Source organism: Bdellovibrio sp. CKG001 (assembly GCF_055397465.1).
This window is the reverse complement of record NZ_AP029173.1, coordinates 1,199,062-1,214,671: the sequence shown is the minus strand read 5'-3', so window position 1 is coordinate 1,214,671 and position 15,610 is coordinate 1,199,062. Positions and strand designations below refer to the sequence as shown.

At 48.8% G+C, this 15,610-nt stretch carries 14 protein-coding genes and 1 pseudogene; 6 read left to right on the top strand and 9 right to left on the bottom strand.

Features of this window, described 5'->3' with window-relative positions; genetic code table 11:
- Positions 1 to 367: 367 nt before the first annotated feature.
- The 3 genes and pseudogenes from ACZ50P_RS06030 to ACZ50P_RS06020 form a co-directional block, all read right to left on the bottom strand.
- Positions 368 to 724: a hypothetical protein gene (locus tag ACZ50P_RS06030; RefSeq protein ID WP_464117588.1), complete on the bottom strand. Its 357-nt coding sequence runs from the start codon at positions 722 to 724 to the stop codon at positions 368 to 370.
- A gap of 271 nt (positions 725 to 995) precedes the next feature.
- A pseudogene (gene ppsA, locus ACZ50P_RS06025) lies at positions 996 to 3,449 on the bottom strand (phosphoenolpyruvate synthase).
- 13 nt (positions 3,450 to 3,462) lie between these two features.
- Positions 3,463 to 4,326 (bottom strand): CBS domain-containing protein, encoded by an 864-nt coding sequence (locus ACZ50P_RS06020; RefSeq protein ID WP_464134271.1) that lies wholly within the window; start codon positions 4,324 to 4,326, stop codon positions 3,463 to 3,465.
- Between the two features lie 236 nt (positions 4,327 to 4,562).
- Here ACZ50P_RS06020 and ACZ50P_RS06015 point away from each other — a divergent pair, with 236 nt between their 5' ends.
- Both ACZ50P_RS06015 and ACZ50P_RS06010 read left to right on the top strand, forming a co-directional pair.
- Positions 4,563 to 5,528 (top strand): hypothetical protein, encoded by a 966-nt coding sequence (locus ACZ50P_RS06015; protein ID WP_464134268.1) that lies wholly within the window; start codon positions 4,563 to 4,565, stop codon positions 5,526 to 5,528.
- A 173-nt stretch (positions 5,529 to 5,701) separates the two neighbouring features.
- Positions 5,702 to 6,265: a flavodoxin domain-containing protein gene (locus tag ACZ50P_RS06010; protein ID WP_464134265.1), complete on the top strand. Its 564-nt coding sequence runs from the start codon at positions 5,702 to 5,704 to the stop codon at positions 6,263 to 6,265.
- A 26-nt stretch (positions 6,266 to 6,291) separates the two neighbouring features.
- Here the strand turns inward: ACZ50P_RS06010 and ACZ50P_RS06005 are convergent, their stop codons facing one another.
- The gene (locus tag ACZ50P_RS06005; RefSeq protein WP_464117592.1) at positions 6,292 to 7,008 is read right to left on the bottom strand and encodes a hypothetical protein; all 717 of its coding nucleotides are present in this window, start codon (positions 7,006 to 7,008) and stop codon (positions 6,292 to 6,294) included.
- Positions 7,009 to 7,195: 187 nt separating this feature from the next.
- Here ACZ50P_RS06005 and ACZ50P_RS06000 point away from each other — a divergent pair, with 187 nt between their 5' ends.
- From ACZ50P_RS06000 to ACZ50P_RS05990, 3 genes are all read left to right on the top strand, one after another.
- Positions 7,196 to 7,555, top strand: a complete 360-nt coding sequence (locus ACZ50P_RS06000; RefSeq protein ID WP_464134264.1) for a DUF1428 domain-containing protein — start codon at positions 7,196 to 7,198, stop codon at positions 7,553 to 7,555.
- A 270-nt stretch (positions 7,556 to 7,825) separates the two neighbouring features.
- Positions 7,826 to 7,969, top strand: a complete 144-nt coding sequence (locus tag ACZ50P_RS05995) for a hypothetical protein (protein WP_464117594.1) — start codon at positions 7,826 to 7,828, stop codon at positions 7,967 to 7,969.
- A 12-nt stretch (positions 7,970 to 7,981) separates the two neighbouring features.
- Positions 7,982 to 9,016 (top strand): hypothetical protein, encoded by a 1,035-nt coding sequence (locus ACZ50P_RS05990; RefSeq protein WP_464134262.1) that lies wholly within the window; start codon positions 7,982 to 7,984, stop codon positions 9,014 to 9,016.
- A gap of 102 nt (positions 9,017 to 9,118) precedes the next feature.
- Here the strand turns inward: ACZ50P_RS05990 and ACZ50P_RS05985 are convergent, their stop codons facing one another.
- Together ACZ50P_RS05985 and ACZ50P_RS05980 are read right to left on the bottom strand one after the other, a co-directional pair.
- Positions 9,119 to 9,619, bottom strand: coding sequence for a Mut7-C RNAse domain-containing protein (locus ACZ50P_RS05985; protein ID WP_464134260.1), 501 nt, complete (start codon positions 9,617 to 9,619; stop codon positions 9,119 to 9,121).
- Between the two features lie 119 nt (positions 9,620 to 9,738).
- Positions 9,739 to 10,629 (bottom strand): DUF6635 family protein, encoded by an 891-nt coding sequence (locus tag ACZ50P_RS05980; RefSeq protein WP_464134258.1) that lies wholly within the window; start codon positions 10,627 to 10,629, stop codon positions 9,739 to 9,741.
- A gap of 326 nt (positions 10,630 to 10,955) precedes the next feature.
- Here ACZ50P_RS05980 and ACZ50P_RS05975 point away from each other — a divergent pair, with 326 nt between their 5' ends.
- Positions 10,956 to 11,426 carry a hypothetical protein gene (locus tag ACZ50P_RS05975; protein ID WP_464134255.1) on the top strand — a complete coding sequence of 157 codons (471 nt, stop codon included), beginning with the start codon at positions 10,956 to 10,958 and terminating at the stop codon, positions 11,424 to 11,426.
- A 64-nt stretch (positions 11,427 to 11,490) separates the two neighbouring features.
- On the opposite strand, the gene ACZ50P_RS05970 is transcribed toward ACZ50P_RS05975, so the two are convergent.
- From ACZ50P_RS05970 to ACZ50P_RS05960, 3 genes are read right to left on the bottom strand one after another with little or no spacing between them, the layout of a single operon-like run.
- Positions 11,491 to 13,065 carry a hypothetical protein gene (locus ACZ50P_RS05970; protein WP_464134254.1) on the bottom strand — a complete coding sequence of 525 codons (1,575 nt, stop codon included), beginning with the start codon at positions 13,063 to 13,065 and terminating at the stop codon, positions 11,491 to 11,493.
- Positions 13,066 to 13,080: 15 nt separating this feature from the next.
- The gene (locus ACZ50P_RS05965) at positions 13,081 to 14,298 is read right to left on the bottom strand and encodes a hypothetical protein (protein ID WP_464134252.1); all 1,218 of its coding nucleotides are present in this window, start codon (positions 14,296 to 14,298) and stop codon (positions 13,081 to 13,083) included.
- A 14-nt stretch (positions 14,299 to 14,312) separates the two neighbouring features.
- The gene (locus ACZ50P_RS05960; RefSeq protein ID WP_464134250.1) at positions 14,313 to 15,590 is read right to left on the bottom strand and encodes a collagen-like triple helix repeat-containing protein; all 1,278 of its coding nucleotides are present in this window, start codon (positions 15,588 to 15,590) and stop codon (positions 14,313 to 14,315) included.
- Positions 15,591 to 15,610: the final 20 nt, after the last annotated feature.

Here is a 15,610-nt window from a genome sequence, read left to right as displayed (position 1 = left end):
AGTGAAGTCTAAAACAAGTTGGCCGTCATGTGTTTAACTTGGCTAAATCGCCCAGAAGTTCATCGTACTAAAATTGTATAACTATGATGCCTATATATCAGCGCTGTAATGTCTGCTCACTTCGTTGCATGAAAAACGGTGTTTTTGTTTCAATAGAACACTGTGGCTCGGAACCAAGACAATGATTCCACAGAGTTGCGGTGACGCTTTGAATCTCTGACATCCTTGTATGTCAAAGAAGCAGACACCCGATATAATTTAAATCTGAGACTGATGGATCGAAACAAGATTTCTTGTGAAATAAAAGCGAATGCCCTCAAAAACTTGGCAGTTCTTGAGGGCTAAAAGGTCATTAACGAATCTATAACTAGCGTACGTTCACACAGTTGATAGCAATCTTCTCATTGCCTCTGACTGGAATGTGGTAATCGATTGTCCCGCTATAAATATCACTGGGTTTGTCAAGGTTACTGATTCTGATTTCAATGTTCCATGGATTATAGAAGAATACTGTCTCTTCACCCTCTTGAACGATGCTTGAAACTTTACCTCTCAAAATTACTTTGTCGGGATTGTTGTTTGCATTATCATTCATCACTAACATGACCGAGTTGTTTTCTTTGATCAGTTTAAATGCCTGCATCGGTGTTTTACAGCTGAGTGTACTGGCAAAAGAGGTCGTAACAGATAATAGCGTTGCCAGTGTTACGATATAGAATTTCATAGCCTTGCTTTCCTTTTTTTTAGGTTTACTTTTGACTCTGCATGCCCGAGTTGACTGTCCTCCAGCATCACAGAACCCTGTTTTCACACATTTCTAATGTCAATCTCGTCTGCCATTCTCGTACCAGTCCAAATTTCCATTTATTTTGAGCTGACGAAGGTCGTTTGTTTAAATAGTGGTCAGAACTAAGACCACTTGAGATGAGATATCGATAAGTTATCGCGTTTTTATCGAGATACAGCCTAAAGTGACAAATTTTGAAAGGAAGTGCTCAAATATTACCAAAAAGATCGCTTTTCCCTTCAGAAACTGGTGAGCCGACAGGGCGTGACTCTTCTATTTGGGAAATGGAACTCAAGGTTTTTAAAATCGCATCCGGACTTAAAGATATACTGTCGATCCCCTGCTCGACCAAGAAAGCCGCAAACTCTGGATAGTCACTTGGGGCCTGCCCACAAATTCCAATCTTGCGGCCCTTGGCCCGAGCCACACGGATCACATGCTAAATCATTTTTTTGACAGCAGGATTTCTTTCATCAAACGCAGATGCCACAAGCTCTGATTCCCGATCGACCCCCAAAATAAGCTGAGTCAGATCATTCGATCCGATGGAAAAACCATCAAAGATCTGCGCAAACTCTTCTGCCAACAGAACATTACTGGGGATCTCACACATCACATAAATCTCAAGCCCCTGATCCCCTTGGTGCAGCCCATTCAACTCAAGCTCAGCAATCACCTTTTTAGCTTCTTCCACTGTTCGACAAAAAGGGATCATCACCTTCACGTTACGTAGGCCCATGGTTTCGCGCACCAACCTTATTGCCGCACATTCCAGTGCAAAGCCCTTTCTGTACCTGGGGTCATAATAGCGGGAGGCTCCACGAAAACCGAGCATGGGATTTTCTTCCTTGGGTTCAAAAAAAGACCCACCCAGAAGGTTTGCATACTCATTGGTCTTAAAATCACTGAATCGAACAATGACGTCTTTGGGATAAAACGCCGCCGCGATCATCCCCACCCCTTCGGCAAGCTTGTCGACGAAAAAGTCAGATTTACTTCGGTAGCCGGCGGTCAGCCTGTGAATTTCAGACCGCAAGCTGTGATCCTGCAGTCGTTCATACTCGAGCAGTGCCAGGGGGTGAACGCGGATCTGGCTGCCAATAATAAACTCCAGCCGCGCCAAACCGACTCCGTCGTTGGGTAGCATCGACAGGCGAAGGGCTTCGTCGGGATTGGAAACATTCATCATGATCTTGGTCTGAGTTGCAGGAAGAACCTGCAGGTTTATCTGTTCAACTGAATACGGCAGGTGTCCTTCATAGACGTGTCCCTCCTCTCCCTCGGCACAGCTTACGGTCAGCTTCTGGCCGGTGGATATTTTAGAAGTCCCATCCAACGTTCCAATGACTGCGGGGACTCTCAGTTCACGACTGACGATGGCGGCATGGCAGGTCCTTCCCCCCCGATTCGTGACAATGGCCGAAACCTTTTTCATCGCAGGCTCCCAATCGGGATCAGTTCGATCAGTTACCAGAATATCACCGGGCTGAACATCCCGCAGGTGAGAGATGTCTGCAATAATCCGGGCGACCCCATGAGCGATCTTAGATCCGACACTTCGGCCTTTCACCAAAGGACTGCCGGGCCGGTCCAAGTGATAAATATCCAAAGTCTGCTGTTCTTTTTGGGAATGTACGGTTTCCGGGCGAGCCTGAACCACATACAGATCCCCTGTCAATCCGTCCTTGGCCCACTCGATGTCCATCGGCGTGTATCGCCCATATTTTTCCGAATAAAGTCTTTCAATTTTGCAGGCCCATTCGGCAAGAGTTAGTACATCAGCGTCGGACAATGAATAACGGATACGGTCCGTCTCCGCCACAGACAACTTTCTGACGCCACCCCCGCTACTTTCATAGATGATCTTGGTTTCTTTGCTCCCCAGAGTTCGTCGCAAAATAGGCCGATAGCCCTGCTGCAAAGTTGGCTTGAAAACCACGAACTCATCCGGATTGACAGCTCCCTGAACAACACTTTCCCCCAGACCCCAGGAAGAGTTGATCATCACAACATCCTTAAACCCCGTTTCCGTGTCGATGGAAAAGATCACGCCGGCAGCCCCAAGGTCCGACCGAACCATCAGCTGAACTCCTATGGAAAGAGCCACTTGAAAGTGATCGAACCCCTTTTCCGTGCGATATGAGATCGCCCGGTCTGTGAACAACGACGCGTAAGATTTTCTACAGGCCTGCAGAACAGATTCCTCCCCTTGTACATTCAAAAATGTTTCCTGCTGGCCAGCAAAACTGGATTCGGGAAGATCTTCCGAGGTAGCGCTGCTTCGAACTGCCACGGCCCGAGGTCGTTGCAGGTTCTCCAACAGAAGTTTGTAATGCTGACGAATCACTTCAGCCAAATCCTGGGGAATTTCAGCCTGCAAGATCGCACTTCTGATCAGAGCGCCTTTCGTCTGAAGACTTGCGATATCGCTAACATCAAGGTCCTTCAGAAGATCATGAATTTTTCGATCCAGACCGTTGGATCTGATGAAATGTCGATAAGCCTCGGCAGTGATAGCAAAGCCCGTCGGAACACGAATGCCCTCCCCGGAAAGTTTGCGAATCATCTCACCGAGGGAGGCATTCTTGCCTCCGACAAGGGGGACATCGCCAATACCGAGATCTTGAAACGAAACAATGTAGACACTGTCCTTTGCAATCATATCCGGCACCAGTCTACCGACTGACAAATTTAACAAAGTCGGTGTCAGTGATAATTCCCACCAAATGACTTCCTTCAACTACAGGCAGACAACTGATCTTATTATCCAGCAGTATCGTTCCCGCCTCTTGCAAGGTCATTTCGGGTGTTGCTGTTTCAGGTGTTTTGGTCATGATGCTAGAAACTCGCTGATGACTCCAGGACTTCTTCACGTCTTCCTCGGTGATCCAGGAACGATCCGTCAAAAAAACACACAGCAAATCGCGGTCTGAAATGACCCCTTGAATATCACCCCGCTTGTCCACGACGGGCAGATGTCTGATATTGTTTTCAAACATCAATTGACTGGCGACATCGAGGCCCTCTTCAGGCCGAATCGCCTCAGGACTGTCCTGCATGACTTCGGCAACCAAAACAGCATTGAAAGATTTAACAGTACTTGAGGTCGCGGCTCTGGCTGTTTGCATCCGCCCTTGCGTAACCCGCTTCATATCCTCCATATCCTTTTGACAGGTCAGACAGTAACGAGCCTCAGGGATGGCCTCAAGGCGGGAAGCAGGAATTTTCTCTCCACAACTCTGGCAGATTCCAAAGGCGCCCCGCTCAAGCCTCTCCAGGGCATTCTCAATTTCCTGAATGCCTTTAAGGTTCTTCTCAAGCAGAGAGTCCAAGGTTTCCGCCTCTTGCTCGGGCCCTGCCAGGTCCGCCGGGTGGATGCTTATTTTGGAGATGTCGCCCGCCTCTGCCAAAGACAAATCCTTTAGTGTGTGTTTTTTCAGAAAGTCCCCGGCCTGAAGAAAGCTGTCCCTTCGCTGCTTTAAACGGTTTTGCCAGTACAAAGTCTCATCGTTTGATAGCTCATGATTTTCAATTGCCATAAGTGACTGCCCCATCCTTTGAAAAGATTGTGGCAGCATTTGCCTAGAAATTCGCCAAGTCCTTTGACAAGAGAACTTCGATAAAGTCTGATCTTCTGCAAAAATCCCCGACAGCCCCACAAAGTCCAAAGTCTTATAATGAGACAACAGCTCATCCCAGTAGTTCAATTGTCTTTGCGAACGCAAAAAAAAGATGCGGCATTCAGGCCACCTTAAAAGGTGCCGAAACCTAGACTATGAAAAATCGCCAGTGGAAACTACTTCAGCAGTCCGATGGAAACACCCTGATCATGGTTCTGATGGGGCTCGGGCTGACGACCCTGATCGCTTTGAGTTTGGCTGATGTTTTCGCAGGCGCCTTTAAGACAAACAGATCCATAACCCAAGCAGTCGAAGCCGAGCAGATTACAAACTTAATTCAGTTGTCGATGTCAAAGAAGGAGGCCTGTGAACAAGCCTTGCTGCTGGATGCCGCTGGAAATCCGCTCCCCTCCCGCACGGTCACTGAGATCAAAGGTTCCTTCTCGTTGACGGATCTAAGAATTCCTCAGGCTAGTGGAGGAAGCGTATCTTTAGTTAAATCCCTGACGGACGCCGACTGTCAGCTGCCTCAGAATGCGGGGGCCTGCAACGGAACCGTCGTTTCTTCAATCGAAGTTCGACCTAAGAAAGATGCTGCAGGCAATGATATCTCTTCTATATCAAATGACTATCTGATTGGAGAAATTGCGGTTACATATCGCAAGACCGGAGCCGTCACCGGAGCCTCAACCCTTACTCGTGTCATTCCAATCGGCTTCAACGTGGACCCCGCCACACAAAAAATCATTTCTTGCCAGGCCGGCGGCGGATCTACAACTGTGCAAGTTCCGGGGACCAATCAGCCAACCAACTCCAATCCCAAACGTAGATGTGCAGCTGCCATCTACGCCGATCGCCCTTGGGCGAAAGAAAGAATATATTGTAAAACGCGCTGGGGTGGCGTCGCGGTGCTTTCTTGGGCTGGTGATAATTTAAAGGGACTGTCTAATTCGATTGCTTATTCTTCTCCGCATGGGGATAAGCCTATGACTATCATTTACGATTCCTCAAGCGGGGCTTTTCGGGATGCTCAGTGGGCTGATGATGGGGACGCCGAATCCTGCGTGGGAAAAAACTTAAAACAAGTCGCGGTGGATGCAGAAAATCAGTGTGTGGATTAAATGAGCCCCACAGAACGAGTCCAAGATCCACATTTATGCGTGTCGGCCCGTATTTCATCCGACAATCCTGTTAAAATACGCAAACCCCTTTCTGGTCGCCAGGGGCTGGGTTGAATATTCTAAAAAGGAAGACCTGGAGCCGCTGATTTCACCCAATTTGGAAGGGGGATTTTATGGCACACATACTCATCGTTTACGAGTCGAAATACGGTCAAACAGAAAAAATCTCTCGCTTCATTGCGGATAAAATAAAATCTCGTGGACACAGCGTGGACCTTCTGGAGGCTCATGCCAAAAGCACAGACCTGTCGCCCTATCAAACCGTCATTGTTGGGGGCCCCGTCTATGCCAATGGCTATCCTCGGGCTTTAAGCAAATGGGTAAAACATCATTCAGATGCTTTAAACATCAAACCAACGGCGTTCTTTTCAGTTTGTTTGGGAGTTATGCAGAAGGACCAGGAAGTCCAAAGAAGTGAAGCCAAAATCGTGCAAGGCTTCTTCCGCAAGACAAATTGGCTGCCAAAAAAGTGGGTGATCTTTGCCGGAGCTCTGAATTATTCGCGCTACGGATGGTTCACAAAAAGAATCATGCACAACATCGCGAAGCGAGCGGGCGCTGACACGGATTGGACCCGGGACTATGAATACACTGATTGGAAGGAAGTATCCCAATTTGCCGACGATGTTCTCGCGGTACAAAATGAGGAACCCGTGAATATGAACCTCGTCTTTTAGGACAGGAAGTTCCATGTCTGGAGCCTCTAGTACCTAAAGTAGTCTTCAATCAGAGGATACTTTTTATGATTCAATCGTTTTTCCTTTTTGAAAGCAGACTCAACCTTAGGCAAAATCATCTGATACTTTTTATTTAGACGAAAGTATAAAGGGTTCGCCACGGAAATACCCTTGTTAAACTTCAAACTTGAGTAACGACTGTCCTTTTTCAGACTATCAAAAACGCGTCCCTCTAAAATAGCATAGTCCGCTCGTTTCGAGATGACCATGTCCAGAGCTCGCTCCATCGATGGTACTCCCACCAACTGTAATTCCAGCTCTTTAATAAACTTCTCAACCCCACCTACATTTAAAGGTATCACACCTTTCATATTGCGGATCTTTTGTCTATCAATCTCTTTTCCGTCTAAATGTACAACACCATAGAGAGAAATAAGTATGGGCTCTGATGTCTCAATGAGATTCTCATACTCCCCTTGGACAAGATGACTGCGAACCAGTTCTCCATCCAGAAGGCCTTGATTTGCCATCAGAGCTCCTCGAGCCAAAGGCAATGACACGTATTCCACTTGTATATTCAATTGTTTTAACGCCTCTTGAGCATAATTCATTGTCTCAATATACGGGGGCGAATTATGAAGTTCGTCATGCGTGGCAATTTTTAACGTAAGCCCAGAGACAACGACGCCCTGATTTAAATCGAAGGCAAAAATAAGATAAAAAAGACCTTTTTTGTTTATCATGGAGCACCACAGTCATAGTACTCCCCGCTCATCCGATTACCAATAAAAAGTACGTTATGCTGTGACCACGCCTGTTGTTGTCAAAGGACACCTTGCAAGCCTGCAGCCCTCGTTAGCAGAAAAATGTTGTGGGCCTTTGAAAGAAAAATGATAATACTTTCGTAACGAACCAAAAAAGGAGCTCCAGATGCCCCGCTATGTCGATGGATTTGTCATTCCCATACCCAAAAAAAGTGTCCCGGCCTACAAGAAAATCGCCACGAAAGCCGGAAAAATCTGGTTGGAATATGGCGCTCTTCAATATGTGGAGTGCATCGGCGATGACCTGGTTAAAAATTTTGGCCTTCCCTTTCCAAAGCTTGCGAAACTTAAACCCGGTGAAACTGTGGTGTTTTCGTGGATTGTATATAAATCCAAAGCCCATCGCGATCAGGTGAACAAGAAAGTCATGGCTGATCCCCGTCTTGCCAAGATGGGACCTGAAATGATGCCGTTTGACGTCAAGAAAATGTCCTATGGCGGATTTAGAACAATTGTGAACCTTTAGGAGACCTACGACTCTTCTGGGTTCATCTTTTCAGGAACGCGCCTATGGGGCCTGCACTTCGGTGTTCTTGAAAGAACTTTTCTGCAAAAGCAGGAAACTCTTTTGTCTCAAAATAATCTCTTTTAAATGTCGATACTTTCTTTTCTGCAATAAATCTAAACGCGAATCGTTGAATCAAATCACATTCAGAACAATTCACCACTTTTGTCTTTAGCCCGAATGGGCGAGTTCCGACTAGTTATGGGTCCTTACAACAATTCAGGAGGAAGAATGAGTTATCTACGATTGGCACTGGCAGCAATGTTATTTAGCGGGTTGGTCAGTTGCGCGGAGAAAATCGACGAACCCGTCAAAGTGGTTGGCAGTCCTCTGCCTGTGGTCGATGTTAAATGCGGCGAAAGCTCCTGCCTTTAGGATGAGGTGTCTATGAGAAAGTTAGCTTTTCTAAGTCTGGCAGCCTTGTCTTTGCCAATAACTTTATCGATGAAGTCAGATTTTTCCGGGTACTCTGTCGCCGGCCGTTTGCGTGCAACTGAAAACAGCGTATTACAGGTGCAAAAGGCTATGGCTGCAACCGTGCTGGATCCAAGTACTATGAATCTGGGAACTGTTGGTGGTCGTGCTGATTTCATCCGCTTCCTATATTTTATGGTGGTGGGCCCGACGGCGGATTACTCCATTCCGAATGGGCCGGGACCTGAAGGGCTCGTTGGAGTGATCAAACAGCTCATGGGATCTCAGGGAATTGGCGGGGCCCTTTATCAGATGGGGTACACTGATTGCGCTTCTATTCCGAGCAGTGGCTCCACCTCAGCCACAGAGGGGGCCGAGACCTTCACCATTAGCTTCGGCACTCCTGGCAAATCCATTCCGGCCCACCATGGTTCACATGGGGGTGGAAGCTACAGCAAGTCCGTGAGTATCGCCGTGAATTCCGTGCCGATGCTAAAAACAGAGTTCAACTGCGAAAGCGCGGGGTTCAGTTCCGGCTACGTGCGCTTGACGGCGGCGGAGGAAGATGGAGCCCGCGACATGGAACTCTATTTCCTGCGGGATACAACGGCGCAAGATGGGTTCCTTGATTTTTATATGAGTTATACAGGCAGCACTTACACTGAAAAAGCGGCGGTCCAGTTCAAGACCCAGGATGAGACCAACTATGATCTCTTCCTGTTCAGAAACCAGGATAACAGTGCCGGCAATGATGAAGGCTCCGCCTTCGGTTTGCAGGGAAATGCCTCTACAGGGCTGGTCAAGGTCCACTATATCTTTGATCAGGGTGACGCCACTCTGGACAACACTACGGCTATTGCCTCTGGTAGCAGTGAGTGTATCAGTCTTGCCACCAACAACACGAGTGCTGGGTGTGGTAACATCGCTGCGCCAAACAACGTGACCCTAGGAGCATCGTTTACCTGGACAATTGACTCTTTGGCAGATCTGACGCTGAGTTCATTCTAGTCAAGAAAATATTATTTATAACCAAACCCGCGACCTTCAATTGGTCGCGGGTCTTATGGACGATTGACGATTACAAACCGACTGAACTCAACAGCGAACAAACTACCGATCCTGTGAATTTTTTGCGGAAAGCTCCGCTTGGATGGCATCCACCTTGGCTCTCATACTGTCGTAATGAGACCCTTCCCAATAAATTTTTTGACATATGGGGCAGAGATAGAACTTTTCAAAAATCCTTAGAGTCTTGTCGTCGACTCTCCCCTGAAGTTGTGCTTTGGCAACCTCTTCAATCAAAGAGTTGCACAGAAAGCATCGTGTGAAGGGATCTATGACTTCCCGAAGTGAGAGAGCGTTGAGAACTTCAGCAAGTTGGTCTTGTGGGCGGGAACTCTGCACAAGGTAGCACGGCACAGAGGTGCATCTTTCGAAGAGACCTTTATCTTTTGTCAAGATTGTCCTCTGTGTTACGCGAGCCAAGGCGATGAGGTCCTCATCGGTGCTGCCTGGAGCTGTCATCGAGTCAAGCCCCATCATTCTTAAGCGCCGAACCAAGCCTAAAAGATTTTCATCGATCAGAAAGCGTTTTTTGAAATCTTCATTCATCCCTTTATATTAGCTAGGACCGTGGCATTTTAAAGTCTTAGCTGTTCCAAAACATGGTATTCGCAAGTGGGATTTGCGGCAAAATTTGCAGCGTGAGGCGCATGGTCGTTTAGCTAGAATTAACTCGCCTGCTTCATGGCAGCCGGCTGTCGAAGATGACTCTTTAGATCTTTCTTTAAAGAAAGAAAAAGCTTTTCTTCCAGATTATCAACAAGCGTATGAAGCTTCTTTTCATGCAATCCAAACCGCTTACGAGCGGGATCGATCATGACACTGACGAACAAACTGCACACCGTCAACAACGCCCCGACCGCAAAAGTTGCCAGCACGATCTGTGTGTTGGTTGGTGCCGGAGGAAACACTCCGTAAAAGACTGAACCCACCTTTTCACCCAGGAAAAAATTCGAAGACGCTTGTTCCCGCGCCATCTTACGGGCAAATCGACTGCCCAACCCCATAATCCCCAGGGACTTGTCCCCAAAATAGATCCACCCTACAGCCACTGTCAAAAGAGAGCTGCAGATATCACTGATCATGGCCTGACTGGAAGTGTACTTTTCTACCTCTTTAAGCACTTCAGTTCGGATCCTACGCTGATCCAACTGCACCGATCCTGAGGCCACCATCGGCCCTAACAGCGGATCCTTATGAATATAGTCCATCAGAATACCTTCACCAATCAGCTCCGTGGCGATCAGCTTTTCGATGTCTTTTTGATAGCCCGTTTTAAAACTGGCAGGAAGGATATCCATAATCGGATTCAATGCCGGCCAACCCAGTTTGTCTGAGGTTTCAACGGTCTTCTTTATCAACAAATAAGGAATCGACCACAGGGCATTGACCGGACTCAGAACAAGATCCAGAGGCAAGTGCCTTTTCTGTATCTGCAACGTTTCAGAAACAGTGAAGTGTTTTTCAATAAAAGGGGAAATGTTCTGCTTTCGGTCTGCGGTGAATTTTTCAATACAGTCATCAATAGCACACAGAACTGGTGCCGCTCTTTGATCCATGAGAAATCTCCTGCAACCATTTTGACAAAATTTTCTATGAAGCGGGATTAAATCTCTCAGTGACGGGCACACATTCATGCGATTCTCGCTTTAAAACATTCGGCCTCAGCGGCAAAGATCAAAATTATGTCGAGCTTTAAGGCAGGTCCTCCTCAAGACCCAGCACATAGAATCGGACCAAAAGTCAGATCACGTGTAAGGCCCTACATGGGCCCTTGTCGAATTCTTGGACAGGGAGTGCCTCCTATTCTCACAGCTAAAGCCTCCCCAACTCGGCACAAGGTTCGCTGTTAAGGTCTGCGAACTTTATTACAAGGAGTAAATCCATGAAGAAACTGATCGTTCTGGCACTTATTTTTTCCGCGACCTCGTCTTGGGCGGCGGCCACTGATTGCAGTCAACTGCCCGCTGCAGGAGCTATCAACAAAGAGATCCAACTGGCTGATGGTTCTGTCGCTGTTTTCCAGGCCACGCTGGAGATCCGCTCAACCCCGGCCTACGGTGATGAATCCAAAATCGTGACGGCTCATACTTTTCGTCAACCTCAAATCATTGTGAACGGTAAAAGTCTTGTCATGACCAAAAATGCCTCAACCGCGATTGCCCAGCTGTTAGGTTACGAAGGCCAGGAACTGGGTGTGCTGAAACAAAACAGACGCCTCTTTGGTGAAAAGGCCCTGCTGGATGTCCAGAATGGGTCCTTCGTTCTTCGCCCCGCAGAATCTGGAGAAGTTTATCAGGACCGCGAGGGTTACGTTATCTTCTTCCACCCTCAGTGCGCTGACTGGAGATATTAAAATTTGGACGGGCCCACAGATGTCTGCGGGGCCCCTGTCTCTCGCATTCTCCCGCGGTCGGCTGCTACCTGGACACGCTGCAGTCTTTCATGGGAGGAGCGCCCAATATCTGCGTTAGATCCTGGCCTTGTTTGTATCTGATCTTCAGGATGTAGATGGAACTAAAAGCCGCATTGAACATTTCCTGGGCCCTTCCCACACTATCCTGCACCGACAGGATCGCCCGGTCCGAAAGCACATGATTTGCAGAAAACTCATTCACGGACTGATACCTTCTTACACGCCCCACTTCCGACTCCAGAAAATTGTTCGAGATCGTCAGTTCTTCATTTTTTCCATAGTTTGCGCTTTGAAACTCGCCATTTTGATCCAGGCGCAACAATTCGATATTTTCGATGTCCTTTGAGTACATCAAATCAACATCCAGCCCCACACGAATGTCGCTGAGAATTTGCATTGCTGAGTTCTTCACCGGCAGATACCCACACTGCGTCTGCAAAGAAGCCGCACTGACAGCACGTGATGGGACATGAACAGAAAACGGTGCCAAGACAGGAAGACTGTCACAATGGTAGCGTTCAAGACACTCTTCGGCCCGGAATCGGACCTCATGGATCTTCGCTTCAAGATTCGCCGCCTTCGGTGCAAAGTACGCGGCATAAAGAGCTGGGCTGACCCGGGTTTGCAGACTTCTTATTTCTGTCAGCAGTTCATCGTGCTCAAGAATCCAGTCCGCCATGAGCTTAAGTTGCTGCCACTTTTTCTGCCTTGGACGGATGTTTTCTGCCCCTTCAAAAATGTCCAGGGGTTTTACCACATAGGCAAACACCGGAGAGTTCTCGATTGTAAAACTTCTGAAGTATTTTTCGGCCGCGTTCTTAATACTTTGCAGATCATCCACCACGATTTCGTTGGCAAAGATGCCCAGGGCCTCCGCACCCTGTCCACCGACAGAAACCACCTTCACTTCAACCGAACCAATCTTGTCCAGCTTGCGGATGAATTCTTTGTACTGAACATTGATATCTGCACCGAAGTTCAGTTTAGGAACTTTCAGTTTATTCTTTAGATCCAGGATCTTTTCTTTGACATCTTCGGTGCGGGAATTCTTCACATGGATCAGTACGACCACCTTCGAACGATGAATCTCTTCTGACACAAAGTGAGTGCCGCACCTTCTCATGACCTCCGCCCACCTGCCACTATCCAACAAGGATTGATATTCGGGCTTCAGGGATTCTTCTGTGAGGCCCTTTCGCCCGTAGGAAAATTCCGCCGTCAGCGCGAAGTTCAGACTGTTCTTGTTTTCAAGGAACTTATGAATCACACGATAGGAATTCTGACTGTCGATGTTCACAGCCTTGATTGTTCCCGCCGCATTCAGTTGAGTATCAAAATTCATTTTTCGTTCCAGCTCACTGGAGGTCTCAATCATACTAAGATCAAATGTTGTTGAAACAGGAGTATTTCCATCCAACCATTCTCGATCGGTGTTTTTAACACAATTGGCCTTGGCTTTATCAGGGTGGTCCATATCCACCCCAGCCCCCAGCCGCAAAGAACCATTTTCACTGTAACTGATGGTTTGCGCAAACGTTTGCACCGACACCAACAACATCACCAAAATAATTTTTTTCATAACTTCACCTGTCCCTTATGGAAGTTTCAGTCTGAGTATTTTTAAATTCTTTTCCGTTCCCAGCTCCGGCAGCTTGTCGAAGTAGTCGTCGGGAACCGATTTCACAAATTTGAATTTGGGATCAAGAATTTTGACCCCGGCCAAGCCGTCCTGTCCCAGGCGTCCTTGCGGACCCGCCAGTCCGGGCTTACCATCAAGGCCTCTTTTACCCTGACGACCGTTATCGCCTTCACAAGGTGGAATCTCGCAACGTGTGGTCACCAGAGCCGCCCCGGAGGACCCGCCTTTACCGCCGTCACCGCCTTTGCCACCCATACCACCTTCGCCTCCCATACCTGGCTGACCTCCTGGGCCTCCGCGATTGTCGAACTCATCCCCGGTCAGCTCCAGCGTGTTGAAGACTTCAGCAACATACAAAGCAATCTTCCCGCCGTTACCACCACGTCCCCCGTCACCCCCAGCACCGCCATTACCACCGTTACCGCCGTGTCCACCATCGCCACCGTCTCCGCCATCGCCCGAGCGATTCCAGATGGCGTACTTCTGATGACCCCCACGACCGCCTTCGCCGCCGACACCACCATTACCACCCTGCTGTCCCCGGCCACCTTTGCCGCCAGTGCCACCCTCGCCCCCGACAGCACGTAGGCGGAATCCGACCGTGCCTTCGATTCTGTTGATTTTCAGCACGAGATCCGAGGCATGACCACCAGGTTCCCCCGGAGCTCCATTGTTCCCATCACGGCCGTCCATGCCGTTATAGCCATTTTGCCCACGGCCCCCATCCTCTGGGGAATCCGTCAGGGTCCCGCCCCTTCCATTTCCACCCCGAACCCCGGCAGAACCATCATTGGCAAGCTCCAGAACCGCAGCGGCAAAGGCGCCCTGCTGTCCTTTGACTCCCCGAATGCTTTCCACATTCAAAAAGCCTGCGACAGAATCAGCGACGATCTGCAAATTTGATTGAGTCAGAATCCGTCCGCCGTTTTTGAATTCAATTCGCTTGCAGATCAAATCAACATTCAAAGGTTCTTTGCGAAGGTCCTCATTCTTGCGGGTGAATTCCACATCGCCGTTAATCACCAGAGTCTCATCCTGACCGCAAAGAAATTTTTGTTCTTCAAGCAGTACGCGGGTTTTTTCTGTAGGATCGCCCAGAATCCGGGCCCAGGCAGGAATTGCAAATGTCACAGCCGCAGCCAAAGGGATTAGTTTTTTGAAAGAATTTTTCATAGTCATTTTCCTCACTAAAATTGAAAGCTTTCGATAGAGACATCGTTTGAGATATAAATTTCCGCCTTGGTCACAAGTCCCTCGCGTCCCTCGACACCAGGACGGCCCTCTTGACCATCGTGACCATCTTGACCTGGCTGCCCCGCACTTCCGGCAAGACCCGAGTTGCCCCCGTGTTTGAAGATCGATCCATCGCCTCCGTCACCGCCTTCGCCAGCCAGACCGCCACGCCCACCTTTGCCTGCCAGCCCCTTGGCGCCACCTGGTCCGCCTTTGCCACCTGCCACCAGAACATTGATGTTGTCGTTCACTTTCACCATATCCAGAAAACGCGGTTTCACCACGACGACCACCAGGCCGCCGTCACCACCTTTGCCGCCATCACCGCCAAAGCCGCCGTTGCCTCCGTTGCCACCAGCGCCCCCATTGCCACCACGACCACCGCGACTGGCCTTGCGATCATACTTGGCACCGCCACCACGACCGCCTTTGCCACCATTGCCACCCTGCCCACCATCCTGAGCATTAAGACCTTTGAGGCCGTTTAAACCAGCACCTCCACTGGCAACGATTTCCACCCCACTGCAGAGGTCCACACTTTCAAACTGCATAAAAAGTTTGTGAGCATTGAGTCCCGCAACACCCGGAGCTCCATTGTCGCCGTTGCGACCATTGGCCCCGGTCCCTCCGGATGCTCCGGCACCACCATCAGAGCTGGGCGTGGATTGGGGAATTCCCCACTTTATTTTCCCGCCAGCATCGCGGCCATTGCCCCCCGCACCGCCATGACTTCCACTGGCTGCGGCAAGACCTGCACAGGCCATCAGATTGCACCTTTTAAACGGCTCCGCTTGATCGGGATTGTTCTTTAGTTCAGTCAGGGAAACCATCTGGTTGGCGTGATCGATTTCAGCGGAAAGATTCAGTGCCGCCACATCCAACAATTGCACACGCGAGGATTTCATCACCTCGCCAACAACCAGACGCACATTTTGCGCATAGAAAATCATCGCCTTGTTTTGAACAGCCAGTCTGCCGATTCTTGCCGGAGACTGAGACAGATTTTCAGGCAGCACCAGAAGTGTGTCTTCTTTGATCAGAAGATCCTCGCCTTGAAGACGAACCCACAAGGGCTTTGCTGCCTTGGCACGCTCCTTCAGGGATGGCAGTTGTTCGGCCAGAGTTTCGGACGTCCAATTTGTTTGGTATCGGTCGCTCAGACACAAAGACCTTGAGTGGGCTTGTACCTGGGCCAGAACCAACAACAAGAAGATCAGTTTGGAAAACTTCATGATAACTCCTCCTACGATTC